Here is a 25,909-nt window from a genome sequence, read left to right on the forward strand (position 1 = left end):
TTTTAACTATGTGCAAATCCTGTAATCTTTGCTTCATCAAAATCCAGCTGCATTTCAATGGTTCTCATCACATGATCGTCGAAAATCTTTTCACGTTTCATACGATGAAGTTCATTTCTCTGCGCCTGAATAATCTGCCTCATCACATCTTTGTTTTCACTCATCGCCGTTACATAATCACCTGTTGATGCCATACATTGTGCCTTATCCACCATCATCATCATTTCGTTTTCCAGTTTATGTTTTTGATGCTGAACAAGACTGTTGGTTTGTGCAAGATCCGAGAAATCATTTTCCAATTTATGTAACGCGGTTTCTTTTAATTTTCTCATTAAAATAACTTCCTGTTTTTCTTCAGGCAACTCACTTCCGGCATCACTTATTTTTAAAAACTTCAAAATCGGAGTTAATAACAAACCTTGTCCGACCAATGTAATTAAAATAATCACAAATGTTACAAACAGGATGATATTTCGGTGAGGAAATGCTTCACCATTTGGTAAAAATGCAGGAATCGACAATGCCGCCGCCAAAGAAACAACCCCTCTCATCGCCGCAAAACTTATGATAAAAGGCTCTCGCCAATCGGGTTTCGGGGCTTTTAATCTTAATTCTTTAGAACAAAGCCTTGGAAAATACATCAGCGCATAACTGTATAAAATTCTGGTTCCGATAATCGCACCGCCAATTACGACACTGTAAAAAATACCTTCTGAAATCGTGTAATCTTTCATGGCAGCCACCACAACGGGTAATTCCAGACCAATTAAGATGAAAATAATGGTATTCATCAAGAAAATCAGGACACTCCAAACGTTTCCGGACTGAATTCTCGAAGTATGACTTAAGTAACAATGTGAATTATAAGACATCAACAAACCTCCTGCAACCACCGCCAGCACTCCGGAAAAGTGGAAATGCTCGGCTCCGACATACATGATGTAAGGGACAATTAATGTAATAATGGTATCGATATTGGAATTTGACGGAATAATTTTAAGCAAAGAACCGAAAAGCAATCCCGCGCCCGCTCCTACGGCAATTCCACCAACTGCCATTGTGAAAAAATCTTTCACGGCTTCTCCAAAAATGAACTGACCGGAAATAACGGCTGCTAAAGCAAATTTAAAGACAATTAAACTCGATGCATCGTTGATTAAACTTTCGCCTTCCAGAATACTGGTGATTTTCTTCGGAATTTTCATGTGCTTCAGAACCGAAGTTGCCGCCACCGCATCTGGCGGAGAATTTACGCCTCCCAACAGAAATCCCATCGCCACGGTAAGCCCCGGAATAATGGATGACGACAAATACGCAACGACAATGGAGGTTAAAAATACCAATCCAAATGCCATTGAAAAAATCTGCTTTCTCCATTTGTGAAAGTCTTGCCACGAGGTAAACCATGCCGCTTCAAACAAAATTGGAGGAAGAAAAATAAGGAAAACCAAATCGGGTTCTATTTCTATATGTGGCATTCCCGGGACAAGACTTATCAATAATCCTGCAATAACGAGGAAAATAGGATAAGCAACTTTCAGTTTTTGCCCGATCATTACCAATATCATCACAGACAACAATACCGCGATTGATATAATGACGTATGTGTGAATCATTTTATGTATGTTTATTTAGTTAATTTTTTTTATCTTTTTTAAAGAACAATATTATTTTTTGCTGTGATTGGCGCAGGAAGATTTTCTTCATCCAACATATCACGCATATCGATTTCTATTGTTCGGCTGATCTGCGTAATCGGAACATCGTTCGGGCTTCCTTCAAAAGGATTTACAGAAGCCTCTCCTACACTATCCAATGTATGAAAACACCATGTTACCAATAACGAAAACGGAATATTGAACCATAAAGTCAATCCTTCAAGCACTGTTCCGTCACCTAATTTGTCAAATTCTTTTAATAAACCAAAAGGCACAAAAAGAATGAATAAAAGCAACAAATAAGTCGTAATGGAAGAAAAATTTCTTGGATAAGGAAAGTTTTTAATTCGTTCTGCTTTTCCCTGATTATCGGTAAACTTTATCAATTGTTGATTAATTTGCGTCCACTGAAAATCGTTGATTTCTCCATTTGCATAGGCTTCCGACAATGCTCTACTTTGACTTGCCATCAGCTGTGTCGCTCTGTTTTTCTTGCTTAAAATATATTGAAGCTCCGACTCTGAAAGGTAATTTTTCAGTTCCTCATCCAACTTAGACAATCGTTCTGGAATATCATATTTTCTGGCATATTCATCAAACTGCGCTGTATCCATATTTTCCCAGGTTCTCGTCTCACGAAGCTGAAAACGAAGCGCCGTTAACCATGCATAATGACGCAGAAACATCTCTTTTACTTTACCTGAATTTTTAGATGAAAGAGAATCTCGCAAAATATATCCGAAACTTCGGCTGTCATTAATAATTGCTCCATAAATCTGTCTGGCTTCCCAGAGTCGGCTGTAACTCGCATTATTTTTAAAACCTACGATGAAAGCAACCGCCGTTCCCATGATTGCAATCGGTTGCCACGGAAACGAAAGGAAAGTACATCCTAAAAAGTACAAAATGGTAGGAATCGATGATAAAACTGTGAGCCAAAGGATACTTCTCTTCGTCCAGACTGCAAATTCGCGGGCTCCAAATCTTTTTCCTGAGTGCATAGTGTTTCGTTTTTAATAGTTTGTTGTTATTATTTTTAAAGGGTTTTAGCACTCAGCAAAATTTGTTTCATCAAACCCTAGTTTTTAGTAAACGGAATATTGTTATAAAAACCAATCTGAACCTGTCCGCGGTTTCTGTTCTCCTGAATTTGGTTCATATATCCCGCTTCCATTCTCATATTTTTATTGATTACATATCCCAACGCTCCGTACACCCTGTTTCTGTCGAAAGTTGGACTGTTCAAATGAAGAAAAATTTCATTATAAACAGAACCATAAAATGTTTTCGGAAGCATTTCTTTATTATTGATCGGAATATTAAGTCCTAAAAAATAACGAAACCTCATCCTGAAATCATCCTGAAGAAAACGCTCTTCCAAACGGTAACGATGCTGAAGGTTGAATCTTCCAAACTTTTGTTTTGTAATATATTGCTGAAAAATTCTGTGTTCTATATTTTCAGTTTTTTCACCGTTTATATAAGGTTGACTTAAAATAAAACCATAACCCAATAAGATGTTGTTATTATTTTCCGTTAAATCATATCCAATTCCGGTACGGATCAGGAGCTGCTCCAAATCTCCTCCCATATCAAAATTTCTATACTGGATCTCGTTATGAAAATTTAATTTTTTACTGATTTTATTATTTCCAAAATACATATACCAAGCTCCCAGATCATTTTTTTGGGCATACGAGAATGTTGCCGCCAATGAAAAAATGCTTAAAGCCAACGTTTTCAAAATCTTCATCTTCTTAAATTTTACCTTTATGTTTATTATTAAAATCTATCAAATTTTAAAATTCAATACCAAATATCAATAATAAGCAAAATTTAATTGTTGTGAAAATTTTTCTTTTTCAAGTAAAAGTTCCTGATCAACGGCTTGTTATGAAGGAACTTGCTCTGTCAACACATCATTTCCTGAGTTGTCAAAATACGTACAGGTAAGATGAGTCAGATCCATTTTCCAGCCTTTAATTCCAGTTTCTGCACAGTCTTTACAAAAAGTAGGATAATCTGTACCGCCTTGCTGGTGAAGTTTTAGCCTTGATTTAAATTCTTTCAAATTCAAATCTTCAGCGATATCCATTGTTTCATATTTTGCTCTTGTAGAAACAGATCGATTTTCTGCATCAAAATATTCAGCATTGCCATCACTCACATAAGTCACATAATTTGCAACTCCCAAATCCTTGATCGCTTTAATATAATTTGGAAAATCGGCACCGCTTTTTACTTTTTGGTGTTCTGCTTTAATTTCATCAATGGTGAATTTCATTTGTTTATATTTTTTAATTTTTATTTTAACACAAAGCTCATAAAGTATTTTATTCGCATTGAAAATATTTAAGTTAGTAGAGGCTTACTATTTAATCATAAATTTTAAACCTAAGCCCTATTTCCTGCAACCTAAATTCCTAAATCCAAATTTAAAAATTTTTGGAATGCAAATGTATTATAAAATAAAAACTGACGGAATATTCCGCCAGTTAGTTTTTTCGATATTTCATATTCAAAATATTAATCTTAAGGATGTTGCTGCATTTTAGCAGGATCGTCATAGTTTACCATCCAGTTAATCCCGAATTTATCGGTAAACATTCCGAAATAGGCACCCCAGAAAGTATCTGTTAAAGGCATTGTCACCTGTCCGCCTGCAGAAAGTCCGTTGAACAATTTTTCTGCTTCTTCCTTCGATTCTGCATTGATGGAAATCGAGAAATTGTTTCCCATTTTAAGTTGAGAAGCATGATCACAACCCGCATCGCTTCCCATCAAAACCGTCTCTTTAGAAATAGGAAGAGAAACATGCATAATCTTGTCTTTATCTTCTTCTTTCGCTTCCTGACCTTCCATTGGAGGCATTTCACCAAAAGTTCCGATGTAAGGATATTCTCCTCCGAAAACAGACTTGTAGAAATCAAAAGCTTCTCTACAATTTCCGTTGAATGTTAAATAAACGTTTACTGACGCCATAATGTGTTCTTTTTTAAAGTTGAGTTTAATTTGTAAATATTATCTGTGCTGATCTATTAAAATCATATTACCATCCGGATCTTTCAGGTAAATATGTTCAGGGCCCTCAGTTGATTCGTCTGCTTCTTTTTCGATCTCAATTCCGTTTTCCTTCAGATATTTCTGAATAGTGCGAACATCATCAAAAGATTCCAGATTTTGAGCATTTTGATCCCATCCGGGGTTGAAAGTAAGCATATTTCCGTCAAACATTGCCTGAAACAAGCCGATAATGTGATCTCCATTTTTCAGGATCAGATAATTCTGATCGATATTTCCCGCCATCTGACTGAAACCTAATTTTTCATAAAAATCCTTCGATTTCTGAAGGTCTTTTACACTTAAGCTAATTGAAAATGCTCCTAATTTCATATAAATTTTCTTCTGTAACGATTTAATTATTGATTATTCAACTTTGTTTTAAAGTTCAAAGTTCCGTCATAACTTTTCCAGTCGCCTGTTAGTTCAATTGTCTGTCCTTCTACTTTTTCTGTAGTTTTATTCCACTTAAAAGTATAAACAAATTTTCCTTTGAAAAGCCCTGAATGCTTTCCTTTATTTTCTTCAGCAAATTCATATTCACCAAACACAACTCCTTTTTTCTTGGCGTCTCTGTATTTTGTGATCGTCAGTTTTCCTTCCAGTTTTGCATAGGTTTTATCAACAAGCGAATATCCTGAAACAAAATATTCCTGATCATTTTTTTTATTCTGTTCAGAAATATTGATCTTCAGTTTAAGTTGCTGCTTATCGTTTCCAATCGTTCCACTGTAAGGCTTGCTGTTATTCAGCCATACATTCGAAATATCAGGCATTTGCGCCATTGCAAAATTGGAAGCTAAAATGAGGAATAATAAAAGTTTTTTCATGTGTTTTGATTTATTTTTAAACTCCGAATTGAGATAAATGGTGATTCAAATGTTTAGCAAACATATTGTTCCACTCTTTAGAATTTAGTTTTCCAAAAGAAAAAGATTCTTTTCCATCAAAAGCCGAAGCTCCTAACTGCTGCGTTTTTTGGATAAAACCAATCAATCTTTTCTTTTCATCATCAAAATTCTTTCTTCCCTGAACCAAAAATTGAGGCGATGTAGGAGAATCTCTCGGATATGCTTTTTCACCCACCACTTTAGGTTTTACGAATCTTTTAAGGATAAACTTTGCAATTGCTCCCGGTTTTTTATGTTTTTCTGGCTCGTATACCATTTCATACGTGATGCAGCAGTGCGCCAACATTTGGTCTACCGTCATTTTACCCCATAATCCGTGGGTATCTTCCACCAGTTTATTTATTCTATCTATATAATTCTGAGCATCTTTCGCATCAAATACATTTTCCATAGCTGATTTTATTTGTCAAAGCAAATATATCAGTTTTTTTGTATCATTTTTCAACTCATAAAAAAAATAGTAAAAACACTGAACTACAATAAATTCCGCGCATGATTGGGTGTGAAAACCTATGCTGTTTACAGGAAATAAAAAAAGTATTTATGGCTGATAATTATTTTTAACGCTAAGTTCGGAAGAATGTTTATAAATGACACTGCTGATTTTTCGCTCGCAACGGCGTTCTACTAAGCGAATGATAGCAATGTTGAATTTCCGTAGCATCTGAACACAAAGGCTTATAGAGATTTTTTACTACTACCTGTTTTTAAGCTTCACAAAGCCGTTTCACTTATAAAAGCTCATAAACGTTATCAAAAAGAAAATAACACGATTGTGTGTGAAAATCTTTGGAATCTGTGGGAAATAAAAAAATTCGTGCAGTGGTGACTAAAAAATAATCAATTCAAATTATCAGAAGAATTTTCGCTGGAAATTTCAACAGATTTTGGATTTTTAAACATCAGCCACATTTTAATTTTTAGAGCAATCCAACCTAAAATGGCGTAAACAATTAAAAGAATACTTAAATGTTTTAAATACGGATATGTAAGTTCTACAGAACCTTTTTGAATGAGTAAAATTTTAAAAGCCTGCAAAAAAGGTGTTAATGGAATAATATTCGCGATAAACTGTACAAAAGCTGGCATCGCATTCAAAGGCCAGGTAAAACCACTGATGATAAAAGCCGGAGACGCAATCACCATTAATATCTGGGTAGCTTTTAATGCATCCGGGATCAAAATACTGATCAAAACCCCTAAAAATGAAGCTGAGCCAACGAAAACTGATGTTAATATAATAAAGTTAAAAATCCCTTCCGGCATCGGAACCTTGAAAATCATGTGCATAAAATAATAAACACTCACGATTAAAATTGAAAAAATCCAGATGGGAAGAACTTTGATCAACATCGTTGGAAACGCCCATTTTCGCATTTTTGCATATTCTTTGATGAATGTACCGCCTTGAAATTCTGCGGCAAAACTAACTGCCATTGCCAGTAGAATAACCTGCTGTAAAACTACGGCCAACATCGCCGGCCACATAAAAATTAGGTAATTTCCAGTGGTATTGAATAAGGTAATATAATTGGCTTTGAAAGGCTCATATTGCGTTGTTGCTCTCGTGGCGGGCATTCCTGCTTTTTGCAATGCTTTAATAGAAACTCCCGCGGAAAACGTTCCGATCGTGAGCTGTAAAGCTTTTGATGCAAAATTAGCCGTTAAAACATTTCCTGTATTCACATAAATGTTGAGTTCCGGGTATTTTTTTTGAAGAATAGACGCTTCAAATTTCGATGGAATAATGACAACCGCTGCTGCTTCATGTCTTATCACCTCATCTTTAATGCTAAAAGGCTCCTGCAAATATCGTATTACCTTAATACTTTTATTATCTTCCAGCATTTCCGTTAATTGGCTTGATAAAGGCGTATTATCTCTATCAATCACCAAAACAGGTGTATTTTCTACTTTTCCGCTTTTATATACGAAACCCAGCAATGTCGCATAGAAAATCGGTGCTAAGAAAAACACGGTTCTCAAGGTCGAATTGCCGATAAATAGCTTAAATTCTCTTCGTAAAAGTCGGAAAAATTCTTTCATAATTATTTTAGCAATACGTTTGAATTCACCAAAATATCTTTCGCCTTATTCATGTCCTTTGGCTTAACTTTAATTTCATAAATCGCGTCCTGAAGCTGATAATCCGGATAGGCAGTTGTGATATCCGCATATTTTGTCAGTTGTTTGATATACAAAATTGTACCTTCTATTTTTTCTTTATTATAAGGAATTTCCATATTTACGACTTGCCCTTTTTTATACCTTGAAATCTGGCTTTCAGGAACTGTAAAACGGAAAAAAGTACTATTCGGAATATATCCGTTGAACAGCGCAAAACCAGCCGTTGCCAATTCTCCGGTATTTAAACTGATGGTTTCTATTTCCATATCATTGGTGGCAATTACATATCTTTCAGAATACGCTACATTGGCTTCCTGTAAAGCACCTTTTGCCTGAGAAGCTTGTCCGGCAGCCATTTCTACTTTTTCGAAACGGGTGCCTCTTTTGACATCGTCCAATTCTGCTACCACGGCATCATACTGAGCTTTTGCACCCTGCATTTTAGCATAAATTTCATCATAAGCCTGTGGCGACATCAAACTGTCACGATACATATTCGAAGCTCTTTTGAAAGATTTCTGGGCAAAATCATATTGCTCTTTCAACCCTTTATACTTCGCCTGAAGCTGTTTCATCTGGTCGGCAGTCGCTCCGTTTTTTGCCATCTGTTCCTGAGCTGTGGCCGCACTTACTGCACCCTGAGCCTGTGCAATTTTAGCAGAAACTTCAGGAATATCAAGCAATGCCAACGTATCGCCTTTCTTTACCGTTTGTCCTTCTTCTACAAGTATTTTCACAATTCTTCCGGTAACTTTCGGAGCAAAAGAGATCACTTCTTTCTTTGTTTTCCCTTCAGAATCATTAAGATTTTCTTTTTTGTTGTCACAACTTCCCAACAAGAGCAAAACAGTACATAGTATAGAGAGATTTTTTTGCATCATTTTAAATTTTAAGGTTGATAAAGTTTAGCAATATCCAATTCCTGAGTAGACCTCATTAATTCTATTCCCGCTCTTCTTTGATTGAAAATTGTATTTTGATATTCGAGTTCGGCAATTTCCAGATCATTTTCGGCATCGATAAGTTGGGAAGATTTGCTAATCCCGTATCTGAATTCTTTTTCAGCCTGCACCAAAGCATTTTTCGCCAATTCTTTGGCTTTAGATTTCAATGCAATCTGAGCGTTTGCAATATCATAATTGGTTTGATTATTGGCTAAGTTCAGGGTCAGTTTTTTGAGCGCATCTTCTTTTTGGTTTTGAAGAACTTCTTTGCCAATTTTAGCGGTTTCTTCAGCATGTTTACCTTCATTTCCGTCGAAAATCTCCCATTTGAAGCCTACTCCGGCTGTAATCAAAGGAAGAATATTAATATTTGTCGGACGCCAATCCAGCTTTGCACCACCATATCCCAATTGGGGAATTGCAGGAATCACATTTTCTGATGTTTTAATTCGACTTCCATATAATCCGATATAATAAGCAGATGCCATTAGCTGAACCTTAGGAATCATCCACGTTCTTTCGGCCTTTATTTTATAATCAGCCGCAACAATGCCATGCTCCAAAGCACGAATCTCGGCTCTTTGTTCGATACCTTTTTCGGGAGATAATAATTCTACGGGTTCTAAAACAGGTTCAATTAATCTCAAACGTTCTTTACCGATTCCCGTTAAAATATAAAGCTGCGTTAACAACAATTCTTTTTTGCCCTCATACTCTACCATCTTTGCATTGAGCGTCGCTTGGGCGAGTTCAATTTTTTTATGATCATAAGGGGTAATTAAACCATAACCCAGCGCTTTATCTGCAGTTTTTCTATTAATATCTAATCTTTTTTCACTTTCATCCAATACTTTTTTTGACTGATGAATTAAAGCCAACTGGTCATACGCTTTTGAAATATTGGCGACCACCTCATCTTTTGTTTTTTCGAGCAAGATATTTTCAGAAAGCTTTTTCTCTTCAATTGCTTTCTTTAAATATTTCACTTTTCCTCCAGAATATACCACCATTTTGGCATCGGCTTTTGCAATTCCTGAAAATCCTGAAACATTTAGATTATTATTAAAACTGCCTTCCGGAATCCTGATAAATGGTGTTAAATTAATTTCAGGAGAAGTAAGGCGAGCCGTAGCATTAAGATATCCTGCCTGTCCGCTCATTTCCAACGTCGGAAGAAAGATATCCTTCAATTTATGCTCGTCAAGATCAGTGAGTTTGTTTTGGGTGAGCTGCATCTTCAAATCGGAATCGCGAACCATTGCACTATCCAAAAGCTCCCGGAAATCGGGTGCCGACTGTGCCCAGCCAAAGATGGGAAGCGTAAAAAAACCAAACGTAAAAATCAATAAATTGTTTTTCATTGTTCATGTTTACAACAAATATAATGCAAAAAACAATGTAAAACGACAAGAAATTCCCACAATATGGTGAATTTAAAACTAGTTTAAATTTAGTTTAACGAAAAACGTTTATCAATCGAGCTTGAAGAGAAATCGTTTAAATTAAATTTGAGGTTTGTTTTAATTGAAAATTTGTTAATCTTTACCGTTTTGGCTACTCCAGTTTTGTTCCTTGTTTTTCCCACATCATTTGTTAGTTGTAACCATCTCCGTGTACTAAGTTATATCTATATAATATTTATGCACAGTTAGAGAAATATCATTTACTTTGCGTAGGTTTTAATTAAAAATAAAATCAAGAAATTATACATGAGGAAGAATCCTACCATCCATCAAACTATGGGACAAAAATAATTTTAAGACTAATGAAAATAAAAATATTTCTTATTATCAGCTTCTCATCATTTTTTACGAGTGCTCAAAAAACAAAATTACCTCAATCAAAGCCAACTATTGATGAGTATTTTGGAACTAAAATCATTGATGATTACAGAAATTTGGAAAATTTAGATGACATCCAAAACATTGAATGGATGAAATCTCAGACAGCTTATACCAATTCTGTTTTAGATCTAATTCCGAATAAAAATTATTATTTAAATAAAAGATTAGAATTTGATAAAAGGCAAGGATATTCTATATCCAACTTAAAAGTAACAAGTAATGATAACTATTTTTATTTAAGAAAAAATGATACTGAAAAAGTAGCTAAACTCTATTACAAAGAAGGTTTTTCAGGAAAAGAGATCTTGCTTTACGATTCTAGTGATTACAAAAAAGATGAAGCCAATCATGAATTTGTAATAAATTATATAAATCCAAGTTGGGATGGTAGTAAAGTTGCAATTTCAATGGCAGAAAAAGGAAAAGAACTTGCAGAAGTAGTTGTCCTTGATGTGAAAAAGAAATATATCTACCCCCAAGCTATCACTCAAATAGAGCCTGTAAGTGGTGGTGGTGTAAAATGGCTAGACGACAATAGTGGTTTTTTCTATCTTTATTACCCTACAACAGATGCAAAATCATTAAATTTTTATAAAAATACTCAAACCGTTTTATATAAGATTGGAACTGACCCAAAAAAAATAAATGATGTATTTTCTGCTAAGAATAATACAAATTTAGGTATTACTGAAGACCATTTTCCAATAATTGTGGATTTTGATACAAATAGTCAATACTACATAGGAATGTTAGTGGATTATCAAACATATAGAAAAACATTTATTATTAATAAAAATGATTTATTAAAGGGTAAAAAGAATTGGAAACCTCTTTATATTCCAAGCGATAAAGCAAGAAATTTAGATTTATGGAAAGATAAAGCTATTTTTCTATCAAGTTATAACTCTACTCTTAATAAACTTTGCAAAACTAATATTAATAATCCTGATTTTAAAAATGCAGAGATATTAGTTCCTGAAAAAAAGAACGAAAGTATTAAAAGTTATAGAATTACTAAAGATGGTATTTATTATACCACGACTAAAAACGGTGTAGAAGCTAAATTGTATCTATATAAAGATGGAAAAGATAATGTAATTCAACTACCTTTTCCATCGGGAAATATTAACTTACAGAGTAAAGGGGAAAATTATTCAGATATTTGGATTACCTGTTCTGGTTGGGCAAATGATGAGCAACGTTTTAAATATGATGTAAAAAAGGATTCTTTTATTCCAGAAAATATGGCTCCTGTAGCTGAATATCCAGAATTTAAAGATATTGCAATTGAAGAAATAAGTGTGAAGGCAAGAGATGGACAAGAAATTCCAGTTTCTTTAATTTATAATAAGAACATTAAAAAGGATGGCAAAAATATGGTATTAATTGATAGCTATGGTTCTTATGGAATTTCCTCTAATCCTATTTTTGCTAAAACTTACTTGTTATGGGCTAATCAAGGTGGAATGGTCGCTGTAGCACACGTAAGAGGAGGAGGTGAAAAAGGAGAGCAATGGCGCTTAGGAGGATATAAAGAAACAAAGCCTAATACTTGGAGAGATTTGATAGACTGTACAGAATATTTAATAAACGAGAAATATACCTCAAGAGCTAAAGTCGCTATTTGGGGAGCCAGTGCAGGAGGAATTACAGTAGGCAGGGCTATGACCGAACGACCAGATCTTTTTAAAGCTGTTATTGCAGAGGTAGGTGTCATGAATCCACTTAGAGATGAGACAACACCTAATGGCCAACCACAAGAATTCGGAAGTGTGAAAGACCCACAGGAATTTAAAGCTTTATTGGAAATGGACGCTTATCATCACATTAAAAAAGGAGTAAAGTATCCAGCGACTTTCATCACCGGAGGGATAAATGACCAAAGAGTTATTGTTTGGGAGCCTGTAAAATTTGCAGCTAAATTAATGGCTAATGATGCATCTTCTAATCCTGTATTATTAAAAATAGATTTTGAAGGTGGGCATGCTGGTAACGTACCTGTTGCTCAACGATACGCTAATTTAGGCGATATGTTTGCATTTGCACTATGGCAATTAGGGCACCCTGATTACCAGCCAAAAGAAAATACAAAAAAATAATGTCTCGTTTTCCTTATCAATTTTTTGAGGAGTATGTGGTATGTACTCATCTATTTTTGAAGTAAAAATTTCCGGAAACAATTTAAGATAACAAAAAAAGCAATTACAGACAACCTAAAATTATTTGTGCTTTTATTGAAATAAATCAAAAAACTCCTCGAATCGAGGAGTTTTCTATATAAATATACGGTTAATTTATCTCTGAACCACTTTCTTCATCGCATCCGGACGAAGCACTCTGTAACGCACTTCCATATCTTTCGGAATGTAGAAAACCAATGGCAATTTGCTGTTGTATCTTACGGTTTCAGGCTTTAGGTTGACAAATTGTTTTGTCAGCTTCTGATCCGGACATCCCATTAATGTACCACCTACTTCACCTTTAGATTCCACATCGTAATAGGTGTACCCCCAACCTTGTAAATCCTGAGTTTTTACCTCGCCCATCATAAAGTGTCTGTTGCAATCCAGCATTTTTTCGGCACCTACGAAAAATTCAACTTTTAAGTCATTTTCGTTTTTAGCAACAGGTAACTGAATATATACTTGTTTATAACCTTCTTTCGCTTTAGGAAACATTTCAATCTCCAGTTTGGCAAACTTCTCAGCGTTCTTTTGGGCAAAAGTATTCATTCCAATCATCATTACCAAACCTGTCATTAGTGTCTTTGAAAATTTCATAATTTTTGTATTTTAATTTTACAAATTCCTAAAAGCCAAAAATCATTCCAAAATCTCGATATCAGTGCCTTTCGAGTGGGAATTCATCTGCGGCGCATAATAGTTCTGCATCGTCGTAATACCGTTTGAGAACTTTCCGGATGCATTGGCAATATAATCATATTCAAATACATATTTACCTTTTGGCATATATTGAATATAAAAATTTGTAGATGCATCTTTAGTAGATTGATAATATCCTAAATTATTCTTCCACTGATAACCGGAAAGTACATCCACAGGCTCAAACCCAGCTGCTCTCATGTCTTTGATATGAATAAATTCCATCGGACGATCGGTATTCAAAATCATTCTTACCGTTACTTTATCTCCAACTTTCAATGGAGTTTCGGATGAAATTTTCTGCAATTCTTCCCCGTTTACCGTTTTTACTTTTTTGTATAATTCTTTGGTAATCGAGATGTAATTTTCGGAAGATATTATTTTATTTAAATCTTCATAATATTTCCAGAACAATCCTCCCTGAACAATTCCCGCACCAGGTTTTGTTACCGTAACAGTCGCAAGGTTTTTATTTAAAATATCAGATTTTACCGCAGATTTCACATATCCCGTGGCCTGAGTTTGTGGTTGCAATTCTTTTCCGCCCCAAACGATGGTTGCTTTATCACTTTCAGCACTCGTCCATGATTTCCCTGAATTTAAAATCGTAAAAATAACCTCTGAAGTGCCTCTTGAAGTTCCCCACGAATTAACCTCTTTTTGAGTAATCAGCCAGATTTTCATGTCTTCAATGAACTTTTGATCGTTTGGTTTTAGCTTATTAAATGCTTCCAAAGCACCCGCCTGATTCACTACTTTTGAACTAAACCAGCCCCAGCCATCCAGATTTTGTTTCCAGTAAACACCCTGTGTTTTTGAGTCTACCGAAGTTTCTTTTAAGTAATTCAATACTTTATCTGAAACGTCTTTTAAGCCGAAATCATTCATTAACAAAGCGGCACGATGCAATCCAAAGAAGGTAAAATCTGTTAGTTTAGCAGTTTTTGCTTTTTGCTTAACCAAAGATTGTAAAGAAGCCCCTTTTCCTTTCAGTGGATATTCTTTTTCCCAGTAATTTCGGGTATCCAAATAATCCAATGTCCAGTTGGTCCAGACATTTTCTTTTTTAACATCAGCATATTTGTTGATTTCATTATCAATATATCCAATTAAATTTTTCACTAATTCTGCCTGTTCAGAACTTTGATAATCTTTCACATTACCTTTCAACCAAGAATTAATTTTCCCTAAATTTTTAAGAATATACAATGAGGTTGAATATGAACTCGGATACCCCTGATACCAAGAGAAACCACCATCCGGATTTTGCAGTTTTTTGAAATCATCCCAATCCTGATTGATCGAATTTTTCATCGTGTTCACATCAAACAGCAAGGCTAATTTTGCCATTTGTTCGCCTTCATTTTTACTTTCCAAAACCCAAGGTGTTTCTTCCAACAACAATTGTTTCAGCTCCTGATTTTTTTCAAGATTTGAATTGAGTAATCCTTTATTCTGATATTCTTCGAAAACAGTTTTCATTTTCGGATTAGCTTTAAAGATTTCTGAAGCTATAACATCAGCAAACCATTTATTAAAGATCACATCTGCAGAATTATTCGGATCATTTTTCAAACTTGGAAGCGCAAACATAATCTCCCAAATCGGATTGGTCGTCAGTTCCAACGTATTTGAAACGTTAGAAATCGTTGATGAATTGGCGTTTTTAAGATTTTCCAGTTCAAAAGTCTTCGTTTCACCTTCTTTTACAAAAATAGGAAGAGCGTCTGTCACCAACATTCTGTTCGGAAGAATCGCCACTGCTTTTTGCTCACCGTCAGAATATTGCCCAGCCTTTGCAACGATTTTTAAAATAATCGAAGACACATTATTCGGAACTTTCACTTTCCATGTCAAAACAGAATTTCCATTTTCATCAACCGAAAAAGCCTGTTCTTTATTATACCCTGAAACGGCTGTTAATGTGCTCAATCCGAATTTTTCTGAAATATCTTCATTCGTAAAAGCGTCCAAAATCTGTAACTGTGCCGAACCATTTAATTTTTTGCTCGTTAAGTTTGATAATTTTGACTGTAAATTCAGTTCATCACCTTCTCTTAAAAATCTAGGATAATTTGGAGTAACTGAAAATTCCTTCTGAGTAACCACTTCTTTCTGCAAGGTCGCTGCTCTTGCGTCTTTGGTGTGAGCTAAGAACATCAATTTCCATTTCGTTAATGCTTCGGGAGAAGTGAATTCAAAGCTTACATTTCCTTCGGAATCTGTTTTAAGATCAGGATAGAAAAAAGCGGTTTCATTTAAATTCTGACGAACAGGAATTTTATCTGATGAATCTTGATCTAGCTGATCCGTATATTCCGCTTTTTCCTGTTCGTTCAATTGTCTTCCCGAACTTACAATATCTATGGCATCATCCACCATAGCTTCTTTTTTCATTCTCATTGCAGGTGCTGCAACTGGAGCAGCATTTGAAAAACCTCTTACATTAATTCCAGCAGCTTCTCCTCTCAGGAACTGAGAATAAATCAATTCATCATCAAACCAATTAAACTGAGGAACTTCCACATAATTTCCATTGAAATATTTCGATCTTTTTTCGTAATATTTTGAATAAAGACTTTGTCTCATATCGTAAGATGAAACAATGGAATAAGGCATATAAAGTCTTTGCCAATTGAAGCTATTTACCGCAAACTGATCTAGAGACATATCATACATATTCGCCAAAACCTCAGCATTCATCTTTTCTTTATCACTTCCTAAAACTTTTACAGACCATTTTTCCTTTGAATTTGGTTCCAGCTTATCTCTGAAAGTTACTGTTTCAATCTTTAAAGGCTGTTCTGTACTTTTAATTTTTAAATCAACACTTTCTGTCTGAATATCATTAAAAGCAACAATCTGAAACTGAAGGTTCAAGGTTGAAACGGATGGATCTTTTGGAATTTCCACTGAATATTCCAGCATTCCGTTTTTGAATTGATGAACTTCTGAAATTGTTTTTCCTGAACCATTTTGAATAAAAACAGTAACCAAAGCATCAGGAATCGCGGAATAAACATACACTTTTGCTTTTTCTCCTCTTGAAAATTCGGTTTTAGGATCTAAGACGGTTAAGAATGTTTTTTGATTTGGCTTTAATGATTTTTTATCCCAAACATTAAAATTCTGAGCTGTTTTAATAGTATCCTTTCCTTCAATATTATACAATTCCAGCTGATATGTTCCCGCTTCTAGTTTTCCAAGATCAAGATCTGAGGAAGGCTGCTGCGTTTTGGTAATAATAACTTTTTCAGTTTTCCAGTTTTTCAGTTCATCATTTTTATCATAAAAATCATGCGGAAATTTGCTATAAAACTCTGCCTTCGAGTATTTTGGCTGATCCTGAATGACGGTTTTAAAGTTCTGTCTGAAAATTCTGTCCGGCTCCTGAAGTTTAGTCAATTTTACCTGATAAGGCTTTTTAACATCTTGCTCATTATAATTTTTGGTTTCAACTTTCAGTTTTAAATTATTATCAGAAAATGTATTTTCGATTTCATCAGTTTTAATGTAATGAGAAACCGAAGCTACCTTCAGATTGGTATCTGCCGATTGCGTTTCGCCGTTAATATCTGTTACCGAAGCATTAATTTCATAGTTATCAATTTGAATGCCTTCAATTTTTTCATCTTTTTTAAGATCCAAAATAATAGTGAATTCACCTTTCTCATTGGTTTTAACCTCCCCTAAAATCGAGTTTTCATTATCATTATTTTGCGGATACCAACTGAAATATCGCCAACGGATATTACGTTTTTTAATTTCATAGTCTACCGTTGTATTACTCAGGGCCACACCGGAAAACATCATTGCTTTTCCTTTCAGCTCGATGGTTTGTCCATATTTATAATCTCCTTTTACAGGCTCAAATGTCACCTCGAACTTTGGTCTTTTGTATTCTTCAACACGTATATCTTTGTATCCGCCTGTTCCGCCATCGGTTTCCAAAGTAAATCTTCCGTTAAGCTTACCTTTTGGCAACACAAAACTTCCGTGATAAGAACCAAAATCCTTCGTGGTAAAATCCTGCGAAGTTACTTCCTGATAATTGGCATCTTTCAGCGTAATTTTCTGTTTTAAATCTGAAGCAACCGATTCAGTTTCTTTGTTAATTTTTGTATTGATTACTTTAAAATAAACCGTTTGTCCGGGTCTGTAAATGGCTCTGTCTGTAAAAATCTGTGCCTGAGTGCGGGTTTCTTTATTGGGATTTCGATCCGCATAATATTCCCTGTAAACATTAATGAATTGATAATCGTTGGTCTTCGGCTGCTGAACCAGATATTTTACATAATAGTTTTTAGAAGGCAAAGTAAAAATACCGTTCGCATCTGTTTTAGCTTGGGTTTTAGTCAGACTTTTACCATTGGTGTATTCGTAAAATGTAAGATTTTCGTTAATTATAGGTTTGCCATTTTCACTGTTGACCAATTTAAGCTGAGTAGAATTTAATTCGCCGCCGCTTTTACTTTGGTAAATAATTTTATGGTTTGAAACTAAAAAATAGAAATTCTGTCTTTTATCATTTTCGTTGCCCGTAACGTTATATTCGGCAATATATACTCCTGAAGGAAGCGGTTTTATTTCCAAAGAAGTGGAATGATTCTGATAATCTTTGGCATCCGTTACCTGAAAAACTTCTTTTCTTACCAGATTTTTTTTAATCGTGTTGAAAAGATCTGAGTAAGAATTTCCCGCATATTGTATAAATAAGGTAAAATCGTCTTTCACTTCATAAATATTCAAAGAAAATTCTGAAACATTTTTGTGATCGACCACAAAATGAATCGGAAGATTAGGCTGCGTCTGCTGCTCATATCTGAAATTAAGCGTCGGAACTTTAATTTGTTCTTCAATATTTTTGATATTCTCAATAAAAGGCGATTTCGGATACTGAGCTTTTGCCTGATTGGCGATTTCTAAGGCTGCCTTCTGTTCTTTTTTAGAAATCAGCTGAGACATGATCTGTTCCATCACCAAAACTTTATAATCTCCTTCTGTAGAAGATTTAACAAGGCTTTTCAACTGCTCCAGTTTATCTTTGCATTGGTTGAAATTGCAGTTTTCCTCCAGCTTCTGATGCATAAAATACAGTTTTGAATTTCCTGAATTCTGAGCAATTAATCCATCAAAAATAGCATCAATTGTTTTTCTATTTTCAGCGAGTTCATTTTTAGTAAAAAGCTGATTATCTGAAAAGAAATTTACTTTTTTCAACTCATACCAATCTGCCAGAGTCGGAAAATAAGTAATGTCTTTTGTGTTAGAAAAAAGATCTTTATATTTTGATAACGCTACTTTTTTCATTTCAGACGTCTGCTTATCCAACTCCTGAAAATTCTTCGTCAGATAATTTTTAAAATCAAGCTTGCTCCAGGTTTCGATCTGCGCTACATCCTGCGAATTCAGATTGGTTCGGCCATTTACCTTCCATGAATTTTGCTGGTAATAATCCATAAAAAAGCCATTTGCCACCACCTTAAAAACAATTTTATCATCGCCTTTCAGCTGTTTTTCGGCATTCTGAATTTTAGTAAAAAAACTCGAAGCCGCATTATTCTGTTCATCATCCGAAGTTGTATTCAAAATACTGAATTCAGATTTCAGAGAACGGATGAGCTGTAAGGTATTGTTTTCTTTCATAGCCTGTTTTTGAATATCTAAAACAATGGGAAGATTAGATTTATACGTTCCTTTTTTACTGTTTTCTTCTACTTTTTTCCATTGATCGTCGTAGTATTTTTGTGCTTGTATTCGGCCGAAAACACTCAAACATAAAATGAGGGTTAAGAATTTTATATATTTCATTATGGTTTATTTTTAATTTCAATTTTATCGCCTTTGGTTCTGGCATTCATCTGCGGAGCGTAGTAATTCTGCAACGTGGCAAATCCGCTTGAGAAATTTCCCGACGCGTTGCATATCAAATCATACTCAAATACATATTTCCCTTTCGGCATATAGTAAATATAGAAATTGGTAGATGCATCTTTTGTAGCCTGATAATACCCCAGATTATTTTTCCATTGATAGCCCGAAAGCACATCTACAGGCTCTAATCCGGCAGCTCTCATATCTTTTAAATGAACATACTGCATCGGTCGATCCGTATCAAGAATCATTCTTACGGTCACTCTGTCTCCTACATGTAACGGACTATTTTCTGTAATTTTCATTAATTCTTCTCCATTTTCAGTGGGTATTTTTTTATAAAACTCTCGGGTCATGGCAATATACGTTTCGGTAGATTTTACTTTACTTAAATCATCATAATATTGCCAGAACAATCCTCCCTGAACAATTCCCGGGCCAGGTTTTGTAACAGTAACTTCTCCCAGATCCTGATTTATCTTGTCAGATTTTACAACCTGCTTCAGATATCCCGTTGTTTTCGGATTAGGAGCAATTTCTTTTCCGCCCCAAATTACTTTGGCTTTATCGGCTTCCGGAGTCATCCAAGATTTCCCGGAATTCATCAGGATATAAATAATTTCCGCAGTTGTTCTAGAATTTCCCCAAGAATTAGTTTCTTTCTGGGTGGCCAGCCAAACTTTAGCCTCTTCAATAAAATTAAGATCCTTTGGACTTAATTTATTTAAAGCTTCAATAGCGCCCGCATGATTAACTGCTTTAGACTCATACCATCCCCAATCGTTCAGGTTTTTCTTCCAATACGCTCCTTGTGTTTCGGAGGAAACTGATGTTTCTTTTAAATAATTAATTAGTTTATCCGACGGAACTTTTAAGCCATAATTATCAAAAATAAGCGCTGCCCGATGAACTCCATAGAACGTAAGATCTGTTAATTTAAACTGATCCGCACGCTCAATAATCATTTTTTTCAATCTTGCTCCTTTCTCGCCCAGCGGGTATTCTTTTTCCCAATAACGTCTTGTATCTAAATAATCTAACGCGAAATTACTCCACGGGTTATCTTCTTTTTCTTTCCAGTGCATTTCCAGCTCAGTATCAATATAGTTTATCAATTTAGAGACCATTTCTTTTTGTCCTATCATTTGATATTCTGAAATTCCGCCTTTCAGCCACTCATTCATTTTTCCTAAATTTTTAAGAATATATAATGAAACAGAATAACTGCTTTTATATCCCGGAAGCCACGGGAAACCACCATCACTATTTTGATAGTGCGAAAAAATATTCCAATCTGAATTGATGGAATTTTTCATCGCATTCACATCAAAAAGTCTGGCCACTTTATCCATTGTTTCCGCCTCAGATTGCGAATGCAGAACCCACGGTGTTTCTTCCAAAAGAACCTGTTTCAATTCCTGATTTTTCTCTAAATTACTTTTCAGAAGATCTGCAGATTTATATTCCTCAAAAACCGCTTTCATTCTAGGATTTGCTTTAAAAATTTCTGTTCCTACAATGTCGGCAAACCAAGTATTGAAACGCGAATCTGAACTGATATTAAGGTTGTCGCTTAAATCAGGAAGGGCAAAAAGAATTTCCCAAACCGGATTGGTTTTCAGCTCCAATGTATTACTGAAATTAATCGCTGTTGATGAAACATCTTTTGTTAAATTATCTATTTTAAATGTTTTCGTTTCGCCTTCTTTTACAAAAATCGGAACGGTATCTGTTAAAATCATGGTATTAGATAAAACCGCAACCGGAATTTGTTCACCATCAGAATATTTTCCCGATTTGGCAATTACTTTTATAATAATGGAGCTGAATTTATGGTAAGGGGTTTTTATTTTCCAGCTTACAACAGAATTTCCGGTTTCTTTTACTTCAAAATCTTTAATGGAAGATGCGATCGCAAACTGGGAGGTAATATCTTCATTAGTCTCCGCATTTAAAATCTGAAAAGATGCCGAACCTTTCAATGCCTTCTTGGTAAGGTTTGAAATTTTTGCTTGAAAATCAAGTTCGTCTCCTTCTCTTAAAAACCTTGGATAATTTGGAGTTACAGACAATTTCTTTTGAGTAATAATTTCTTTTTCCAATGTAGCTGCTCGGGTATCTTTTGTATGTGCCAAAAACATCAGCTTCCATTTAGTTAATGCTTCTGGAGTTGTAAATTCAAAGCTTATATTTCCGTTGATGTCTGTTTTTAAATCCGGATAAAAAAATGCAGTTTCATTTAGATTCTGTCGGGCTTTTACCTCATCAAGAATTTCTTTCTTATCGCTTGGTTTTTTAATATCATCCTTATCTAAAACTCCTTCATAATCAGTGTCTTCATATTTTGAAAAACGATTTCTAGAACCTTTAAAACTACTTTCAAGTTCTAGGGCGGTAACATTTTTAGGTTTAGGACATCCATTATATTCAGGCAATCCGGGAACAGTGGGGCACGCATCATTTCGATCATCAATTCCATCACCATCAACATCCGTGGTTAAGCCGTATTTTATTAAAAGATTATATAAAACATCATCATCAAACCAATTAAATTTTGGTTCACTAACATTTTTTCTTTCAAGATAGTTTACTTTTTTCGACCAGTATTCTTTTTCAATAAAATTTTCAATATTAAAATCTTTTATAATATTTGGTGGATAGTAAATCGTTGACCATCTGTAATTGTTTACCGCAAATTTGTCTAAAGATTGATCATACATATTCGCCAAAACCTCCGCAACAACTTTTTCTTTGTTTCTCCCTGTGATTTTCACACTCCATTTTTCTTTGGAGTTCGGCTCTAATTTATCCCGAAAAGTCGTTAATTCTATTTTTAACGGATCTTCATCTTTTTTCACATAAATATCAGCATATTCATTCTGAACATCATTGTAGTGAGCCACTACAAACTGAACATTATATTTTACAACTTCTTTATTTTGAGAAACCGGAAAAGTAAAAGAAATAACTCCGTTCACAAACTTTTTTCTTTCAAATTTTGGTTTTCCGGTTCCATCCTGAAGATAGATGTTAACTGTAGCCTCAGGAATTGCCGAATAAGCATACACTGTTACCGAAGAGCCTCGCTGCACTTCTTTTTTAGGTGCAACAACTTTCAAAAACGGATACTGATTTTTACCCAAACTTTTATTACTCCAAACACTGAAATCTTGTTCCGCTTTGATTGAATCTTTCCCTTCAATATTATAAATAAGCAGTCTGTAGGTTCCTGCTTCCAGCTTTCCAAGGTTTACTTCTTTTCCTTTTTCTGTACGATCGATAATCGTTTTTAACGTTTCCCAGTATTTCTGATCATCCAATTTATCATATCGGTCATGAGGAAATTTGCTTAAAAATTCTTCTTTTGAAAGTTTTGGAAGATCCTGAATATTCTTCTTAAAATTATTCCTCAACACTCTTTCAGGTTGCTTAAGCTGAATAAGTTTTACTTTATAACTTTTATCTAAAGCAATCCCATTATAATTGAATGTTGAGACGTTCAGTTTCACCTCATTTTCAGCAGAGGTTTCCTTAATCTGTTCAGCTTCCAGATAATGCGAAACGGAAGCTACATTGACATCTGTAGTGGCTGATTGTGTTTCTCCGTTAATATCGGTCGCAGTCGCTTTTATCGTATAACCATCGACCTGAATTCCTTCTTTTGTTTCATCTTTTTTAAGATCAATTTTAATCTTAAATTCACCTTTATCATTTGTCTCAACTTTTCCTATTATCGGGTTATAGTTGTTATAAACATCGATATACCACCAAAAATACCGCTGACGGATATTTTCCCTTTTAATTTCGTAATTCACAACCGTATTATTCAAAGGAATGCCTGAAAAAGTAAGCGCTTTCCCTTTCAGTTCAATCGTTTCACCGTATTTATAATCATTTTTAATGGTATCAAAAATAATTTCAAATTTCGGACGTTTGTATTCTTCGACAGAAAAATATTTTGTACCATACAAATCTCTTATATCATGTCTTCCGGATGTACTTAAACTGAATTCACCATTCATTTTATCCTTCGGAAGCACAAAAGATCCACTGTAAGAACCAAATGAGTTAGTTTTGAGCTTTTGAGTAGAAATAACCTGTCTGTTTGCGTCATATAAAGTAATTTCCTGTTCATTATCAACAATCAAAGCATCTCGTTTTTTTTCAAAATCAGGATACGTTGAAATAACTTTAAAATTAACCGTTTGGCCGGGTCTGTAAATTTGTCTGTCTAAAAAAATCTGACTTAAAGGACGTTCATCTCTGTAATCATTATTCCATTCGTAATCATTATTCAATAGATTAAAATCATTAGAATCTGGTTCATAAAGAATTTCTGTACGGCTATAGTGATCAACCTTGGGAGCAAATCTTGCAAAATTATCCGTTTTAATAAGAATCTCAGTTTCACTCACATTCGAATAATCTCTAAAATCATACTGCTGTAATTTTGTATTTGGTTTTATTTCGCCATTTTCCCTTGAAAGTAAAATATAATTTTTATTCTGATCATAAATCACCCTTGAAGAAGTCACAATCATCAAAAATCTAGAAATATCTTCACTATTAATATATTCTGCAATATAAAGCCCTTTCTGAAGCGGATTCATTGCTAAAGAAGTTGTGTATGTTTTGTAATCCTTTTTATTTGGCAAAGAAAAAATATCCGTCCGTACAGGTGTTTTATCTATTTTATCAAAAAAATCTTTATAATTAAGTTTTTCTAAATATTCAAGATTATTCTTAAAATCATTAACCTTATAAATTTTAACTGTAAAACGATCCGCATTTTTATGCTTAGCAACAATATGAATGGGTTTTTCAGATAAATTGTGCACATCATAAGTGAGCTCTACAAAAGGCGCTTTTATTGTATTTTCCTGCGAAATAATGTTATTTAGAAATTTAGAATTTGGATATTCCAGTTTCATCTTATCAATAAGTTGCACAGACTCCAAAAACTTTGATTTACGGTTAAAAAAATCTACAACATCTTTGGTGATTATGATCTTATAATCTGCTTTTACAGGTGAGTTGATTAAAGAAATCTGTTGAGTAATAAAATCTTCTTTATCCTCTCCCGAACTTTCAGAAATAAGTTTTTGATGTTGAAAATAGATCTTAGGATTTTTGTCATTAGAATTTATTAAACTTTGATACAAAGCAGAAATAACAAATCTGTTAGCCTTTAATTCATTGTCCGTGAAAATATAATTGTTATTTAGAAAATCTATATTTTTTTTAACCTTCCAATCGTAAAGTGAAGGAAAAAATTCAAAATCGCTTTCGGTTTTAAATGCATCTTTATATTTCTCTAACCCAATCTTCTTTAATTTAAAATCAATCTTAGAAAGCTCTGCAAATCTTTGAGTATAGAAATTTTTAAAATCCAGTTTTGTCCACGATTCTATCTTTGAAAGATTTCCGTCACTGAGGTTAGTTCTGTTCTGGATATCCCACTTTCTTTTATCAAAATAATTCTCAAAAAATTCAATTTCCAGCACTTTAAAAAGCAAAAGATCATCAATGCTTAATCTTTTTTCTGTCTCTTCAATTTTTGTAAAAAAAGCTGAAGCATAATCATTTTTAGGATCGTCTTTAGTTTCTTTATAAATGGCAAATTCCATCTTTAGAGAGCGTATAAGCTGCGTCGCATTTTTCTCTTTGATAGCCTGATTTTGAATTTCAATAACGATCGGCAGGCTGGATTTCACATTTCCGCTATTGTAGCCTTCTGCAATTTTTTTCCATTGATCTTCATAATAATTTTGTGAATAAAGAAAACTACATGAAAAAATAAAAAATAACAAAACACATTTGCAGATGTTTTTCATAGGTATTAATTTTGATAAATGAACGTTTTAAAAATACTGAAAAAATCCGTTATCGATAGTCAATTTTACGTATCCTTAATGGGAACTCTTTTTGCAGTGTTTTTCATGGAGGAGCAAAATACCTTCCGTTATCCCACGGTTTGTTTAATTTTTATCACCTATTTCAGTGGTTATCTGTATACTAAGTATCAATATACCAGGCATTTCTTTAAAATTTTAGTATTAAATGCTATTGCAGGGATTATCTGTGCAATGCTGATTTATCATAATCATAATGAAATCAGACTTCTAAAATGGTTTATTATTGTCGTGTTAGGACTTCTCTATAACAGTTTTTTTCTCGATGTTTATATTCGGAAAATCCCTTTGTTAAAAGTATTTTACGTGGGATTGGTCTGGGCATTGGTGAATTGCTGGCTTACCTTGCCACAGTTCAATCTTCCGATTTTCTTAATCAGTTTTTTCTTCATTACCGCGCTGGTTTTACCATTTGACATTCGGGATATGAAAAGCGATACGGTTAAAACTTTTCCCATGATTATTGGCGTTCAACACACAAAAAACATTGCTTATCTCCTTATTTTTGCGAGTAATATTCTTGCGATTTTATATTTGGATTTAAATTATTCAATTTCATTTTTTTTATCAAGTATCATCACGTATATTTTAATTTATTTCTCTGAAAATGAAAGGGATGACAGTTATTTCTCTTTTGGAGTGGAAACATGCTCTGCACTTCCTTTTTTATTTCTAGCAATAATGGAGTATTTTTGAC

General features: G+C 34.2%; 16 protein-coding genes. 2 read left to right on the plus strand and 14 right to left on the minus strand.

Annotation, left to right across the window (positions count from 1 at the left end):
• Positions 1-2: 2 nt before the first annotated feature.
• The 11 genes from ABEG63_RS11530 to ABEG63_RS11580 all read right to left on the minus strand — a co-directional run bounded on the left by ABEG63_RS11530 (position 3) and on the right by ABEG63_RS11580 (position 10,061).
• The gene (locus ABEG63_RS11530; RefSeq protein ID WP_346584911.1) at positions 3-1,616 is read right to left on the minus strand and encodes a Na+/H+ antiporter; all 1,614 of its coding nucleotides are present in this window, start codon (positions 1,614-1,616) and stop codon (positions 3-5) included.
• Positions 1,617-1,654: 38 nt separating this feature from the next.
• Positions 1,655-2,659, minus strand: coding sequence for a bestrophin family ion channel (locus ABEG63_RS11535; RefSeq protein WP_346584913.1), 1,005 nt, complete (start codon positions 2,657-2,659; stop codon positions 1,655-1,657).
• 77 nt (positions 2,660-2,736) lie between these two features.
• Positions 2,737-3,411 (minus strand): DUF2490 domain-containing protein, encoded by a 675-nt coding sequence (locus ABEG63_RS11540; RefSeq protein WP_346584915.1) that lies wholly within the window; start codon positions 3,409-3,411, stop codon positions 2,737-2,739.
• Positions 3,412-3,549: 138 nt separating this feature from the next.
• Positions 3,550-3,942, minus strand: a complete 393-nt coding sequence (locus ABEG63_RS11545; RefSeq protein ID WP_346584916.1) for a DUF1398 family protein — start codon at positions 3,940-3,942, stop codon at positions 3,550-3,552.
• A 248-nt stretch (positions 3,943-4,190) separates the two neighbouring features.
• Positions 4,191-4,640 (minus strand): VOC family protein, encoded by a 450-nt coding sequence (locus tag ABEG63_RS11550; protein ID WP_346584918.1) that lies wholly within the window; start codon positions 4,638-4,640, stop codon positions 4,191-4,193.
• Positions 4,641-4,679: 39 nt separating this feature from the next.
• On the minus strand, positions 4,680-5,051 hold the full coding sequence (locus tag ABEG63_RS11555) for a VOC family protein (protein ID WP_346584920.1): 372 nt from the start codon (positions 5,049-5,051) through the stop codon (positions 4,680-4,682).
• Between the two features lie 26 nt (positions 5,052-5,077).
• Positions 5,078-5,548 (minus strand): hypothetical protein, encoded by a 471-nt coding sequence (locus ABEG63_RS11560; protein ID WP_346584922.1) that lies wholly within the window; start codon positions 5,546-5,548, stop codon positions 5,078-5,080.
• A 16-nt stretch (positions 5,549-5,564) separates the two neighbouring features.
• Positions 5,565-6,020 (minus strand): DUF1569 domain-containing protein, encoded by a 456-nt coding sequence (locus ABEG63_RS11565; RefSeq protein ID WP_267402530.1) that lies wholly within the window; start codon positions 6,018-6,020, stop codon positions 5,565-5,567.
• A gap of 449 nt (positions 6,021-6,469) precedes the next feature.
• A complete protein-coding gene (locus tag ABEG63_RS11570; protein WP_346584923.1) occupies positions 6,470-7,675 on the minus strand; it encodes an ABC transporter permease in 1,206 nt (401 codons plus the stop codon).
• Positions 7,676-7,677: 2 nt separating this feature from the next.
• Positions 7,678-8,634 (minus strand): biotin/lipoyl-binding protein, encoded by a 957-nt coding sequence (locus ABEG63_RS11575; RefSeq protein ID WP_346584924.1) that lies wholly within the window; start codon positions 8,632-8,634, stop codon positions 7,678-7,680.
• A gap of 11 nt (positions 8,635-8,645) precedes the next feature.
• Complete coding sequence (locus tag ABEG63_RS11580) at positions 8,646-10,061, minus strand: TolC family protein (RefSeq protein WP_346584925.1); 1,416 nt, start codon at positions 10,059-10,061, stop codon at positions 8,646-8,648.
• 404 nt (positions 10,062-10,465) lie between these two features.
• On the opposite strand from ABEG63_RS11580, the gene ABEG63_RS11585 reads away from it, so the two are divergent.
• The gene (locus tag ABEG63_RS11585) at positions 10,466-12,643 is read left to right on the plus strand and encodes a prolyl oligopeptidase family serine peptidase (RefSeq protein WP_346584926.1); all 2,178 of its coding nucleotides are present in this window, start codon (positions 10,466-10,468) and stop codon (positions 12,641-12,643) included.
• Positions 12,644-12,838: 195 nt separating this feature from the next.
• Here ABEG63_RS11585 and ABEG63_RS11590 read toward each other — a convergent pair whose 3' ends face one another.
• The 3 genes from ABEG63_RS11590 to ABEG63_RS11600 are packed head-to-tail and all read right to left on the minus strand — an operon-like array spanning position 12,839 to position 25,134.
• Entirely contained in the window at positions 12,839-13,324 is a 486-nt protein-coding gene (locus ABEG63_RS11590; RefSeq protein ID WP_346584927.1) for an ecotin family protein, read from the minus strand.
• Positions 13,325-13,366: 42 nt separating this feature from the next.
• A complete protein-coding gene (locus ABEG63_RS11595; RefSeq protein ID WP_346584929.1) occupies positions 13,367-19,237 on the minus strand; it encodes an alpha-2-macroglobulin family protein in 5,871 nt (1,956 codons plus the stop codon).
• Complete coding sequence (locus ABEG63_RS11600) at positions 19,237-25,134, minus strand: MG2 domain-containing protein (RefSeq protein ID WP_346584931.1); 5,898 nt, start codon at positions 25,132-25,134, stop codon at positions 19,237-19,239. Before ABEG63_RS11600 ends, ABEG63_RS11595 begins: the two co-directional genes overlap by 1 nt.
• 18 nt (positions 25,135-25,152) lie before the next feature.
• Between ABEG63_RS11600 and ABEG63_RS11605 the strand changes: the two genes are divergently transcribed.
• Positions 25,153-25,908 (plus strand): hypothetical protein, encoded by a 756-nt coding sequence (locus ABEG63_RS11605; protein WP_346584933.1) that lies wholly within the window; start codon positions 25,153-25,155, stop codon positions 25,906-25,908.
• The last annotated feature ends 1 nt before the right edge of the window (position 25,909 follow it).

The organism is Chryseobacterium sp. C39-AII1, from assembly GCF_039672645.1.
In the GTDB taxonomy this organism is placed as follows: domain Bacteria; phylum Bacteroidota; class Bacteroidia; order Flavobacteriales; family Weeksellaceae; genus Chryseobacterium.

Excerpts from the sequence above, each read along its gene's own strand:
- ABEG63_RS11595 (WP_346584929.1), bottom strand. The coding sequence starts at position 19,237 with ATGAAATATATAAAATTCTTAACCCTCATTTTATGTTTGAGTGTTTTC.
- ABEG63_RS11590 (WP_346584927.1), bottom strand. The coding sequence starts at position 13,324 with ATGAAATTTTCAAAGACACTAATGACAGGTTTGGTAATGATGATTGGA.
- ABEG63_RS11555 (WP_346584920.1), bottom strand. The coding sequence starts at position 5,051 with ATGAAATTAGGAGCATTTTCAATTAGCTTAAGTGTAAAAGACCTTCAG.
- ABEG63_RS11535 (WP_346584913.1), bottom strand. The coding sequence starts at position 2,659 with ATGCACTCAGGAAAAAGATTTGGAGCCCGCGAATTTGCAGTCTGGACG.
- ABEG63_RS11605 (WP_346584933.1), top strand. The coding sequence starts at position 25,153 with ATGAACGTTTTAAAAATACTGAAAAAATCCGTTATCGATAGTCAATTT.
- ABEG63_RS11570 (WP_346584923.1), bottom strand. The coding sequence starts at position 7,675 with ATGAAAGAATTTTTCCGACTTTTACGAAGAGAATTTAAGCTATTTATC.
- ABEG63_RS11550 (WP_346584918.1), bottom strand. The coding sequence starts at position 4,640 with ATGGCGTCAGTAAACGTTTATTTAACATTCAACGGAAATTGTAGAGAA.
- ABEG63_RS11545 (WP_346584916.1), bottom strand. The coding sequence starts at position 3,942 with ATGAAATTCACCATTGATGAAATTAAAGCAGAACACCAAAAAGTAAAA.
- ABEG63_RS11575 (WP_346584924.1), bottom strand. The coding sequence starts at position 8,634 with ATGCAAAAAAATCTCTCTATACTATGTACTGTTTTGCTCTTGTTGGGA.
- ABEG63_RS11530 (WP_346584911.1), bottom strand. The coding sequence starts at position 1,616 with ATGATTCACACATACGTCATTATATCAATCGCGGTATTGTTGTCTGTG.
- ABEG63_RS11560 (WP_346584922.1), bottom strand. The coding sequence starts at position 5,548 with ATGAAAAAACTTTTATTATTCCTCATTTTAGCTTCCAATTTTGCAATG.
- ABEG63_RS11585 (WP_346584926.1), top strand. The coding sequence starts at position 10,466 with ATGAAAATAAAAATATTTCTTATTATCAGCTTCTCATCATTTTTTACG.
- ABEG63_RS11565 (WP_267402530.1), bottom strand. The coding sequence starts at position 6,020 with ATGGAAAATGTATTTGATGCGAAAGATGCTCAGAATTATATAGATAGA.
- ABEG63_RS11600 (WP_346584931.1), bottom strand. The coding sequence starts at position 25,134 with ATGAAAAACATCTGCAAATGTGTTTTGTTATTTTTTATTTTTTCATGT.
- ABEG63_RS11580 (WP_346584925.1), bottom strand. The coding sequence starts at position 10,061 with ATGAAAAACAATTTATTGATTTTTACGTTTGGTTTTTTTACGCTTCCC.
- ABEG63_RS11540 (WP_346584915.1), bottom strand. The coding sequence starts at position 3,411 with ATGAAGATTTTGAAAACGTTGGCTTTAAGCATTTTTTCATTGGCGGCA.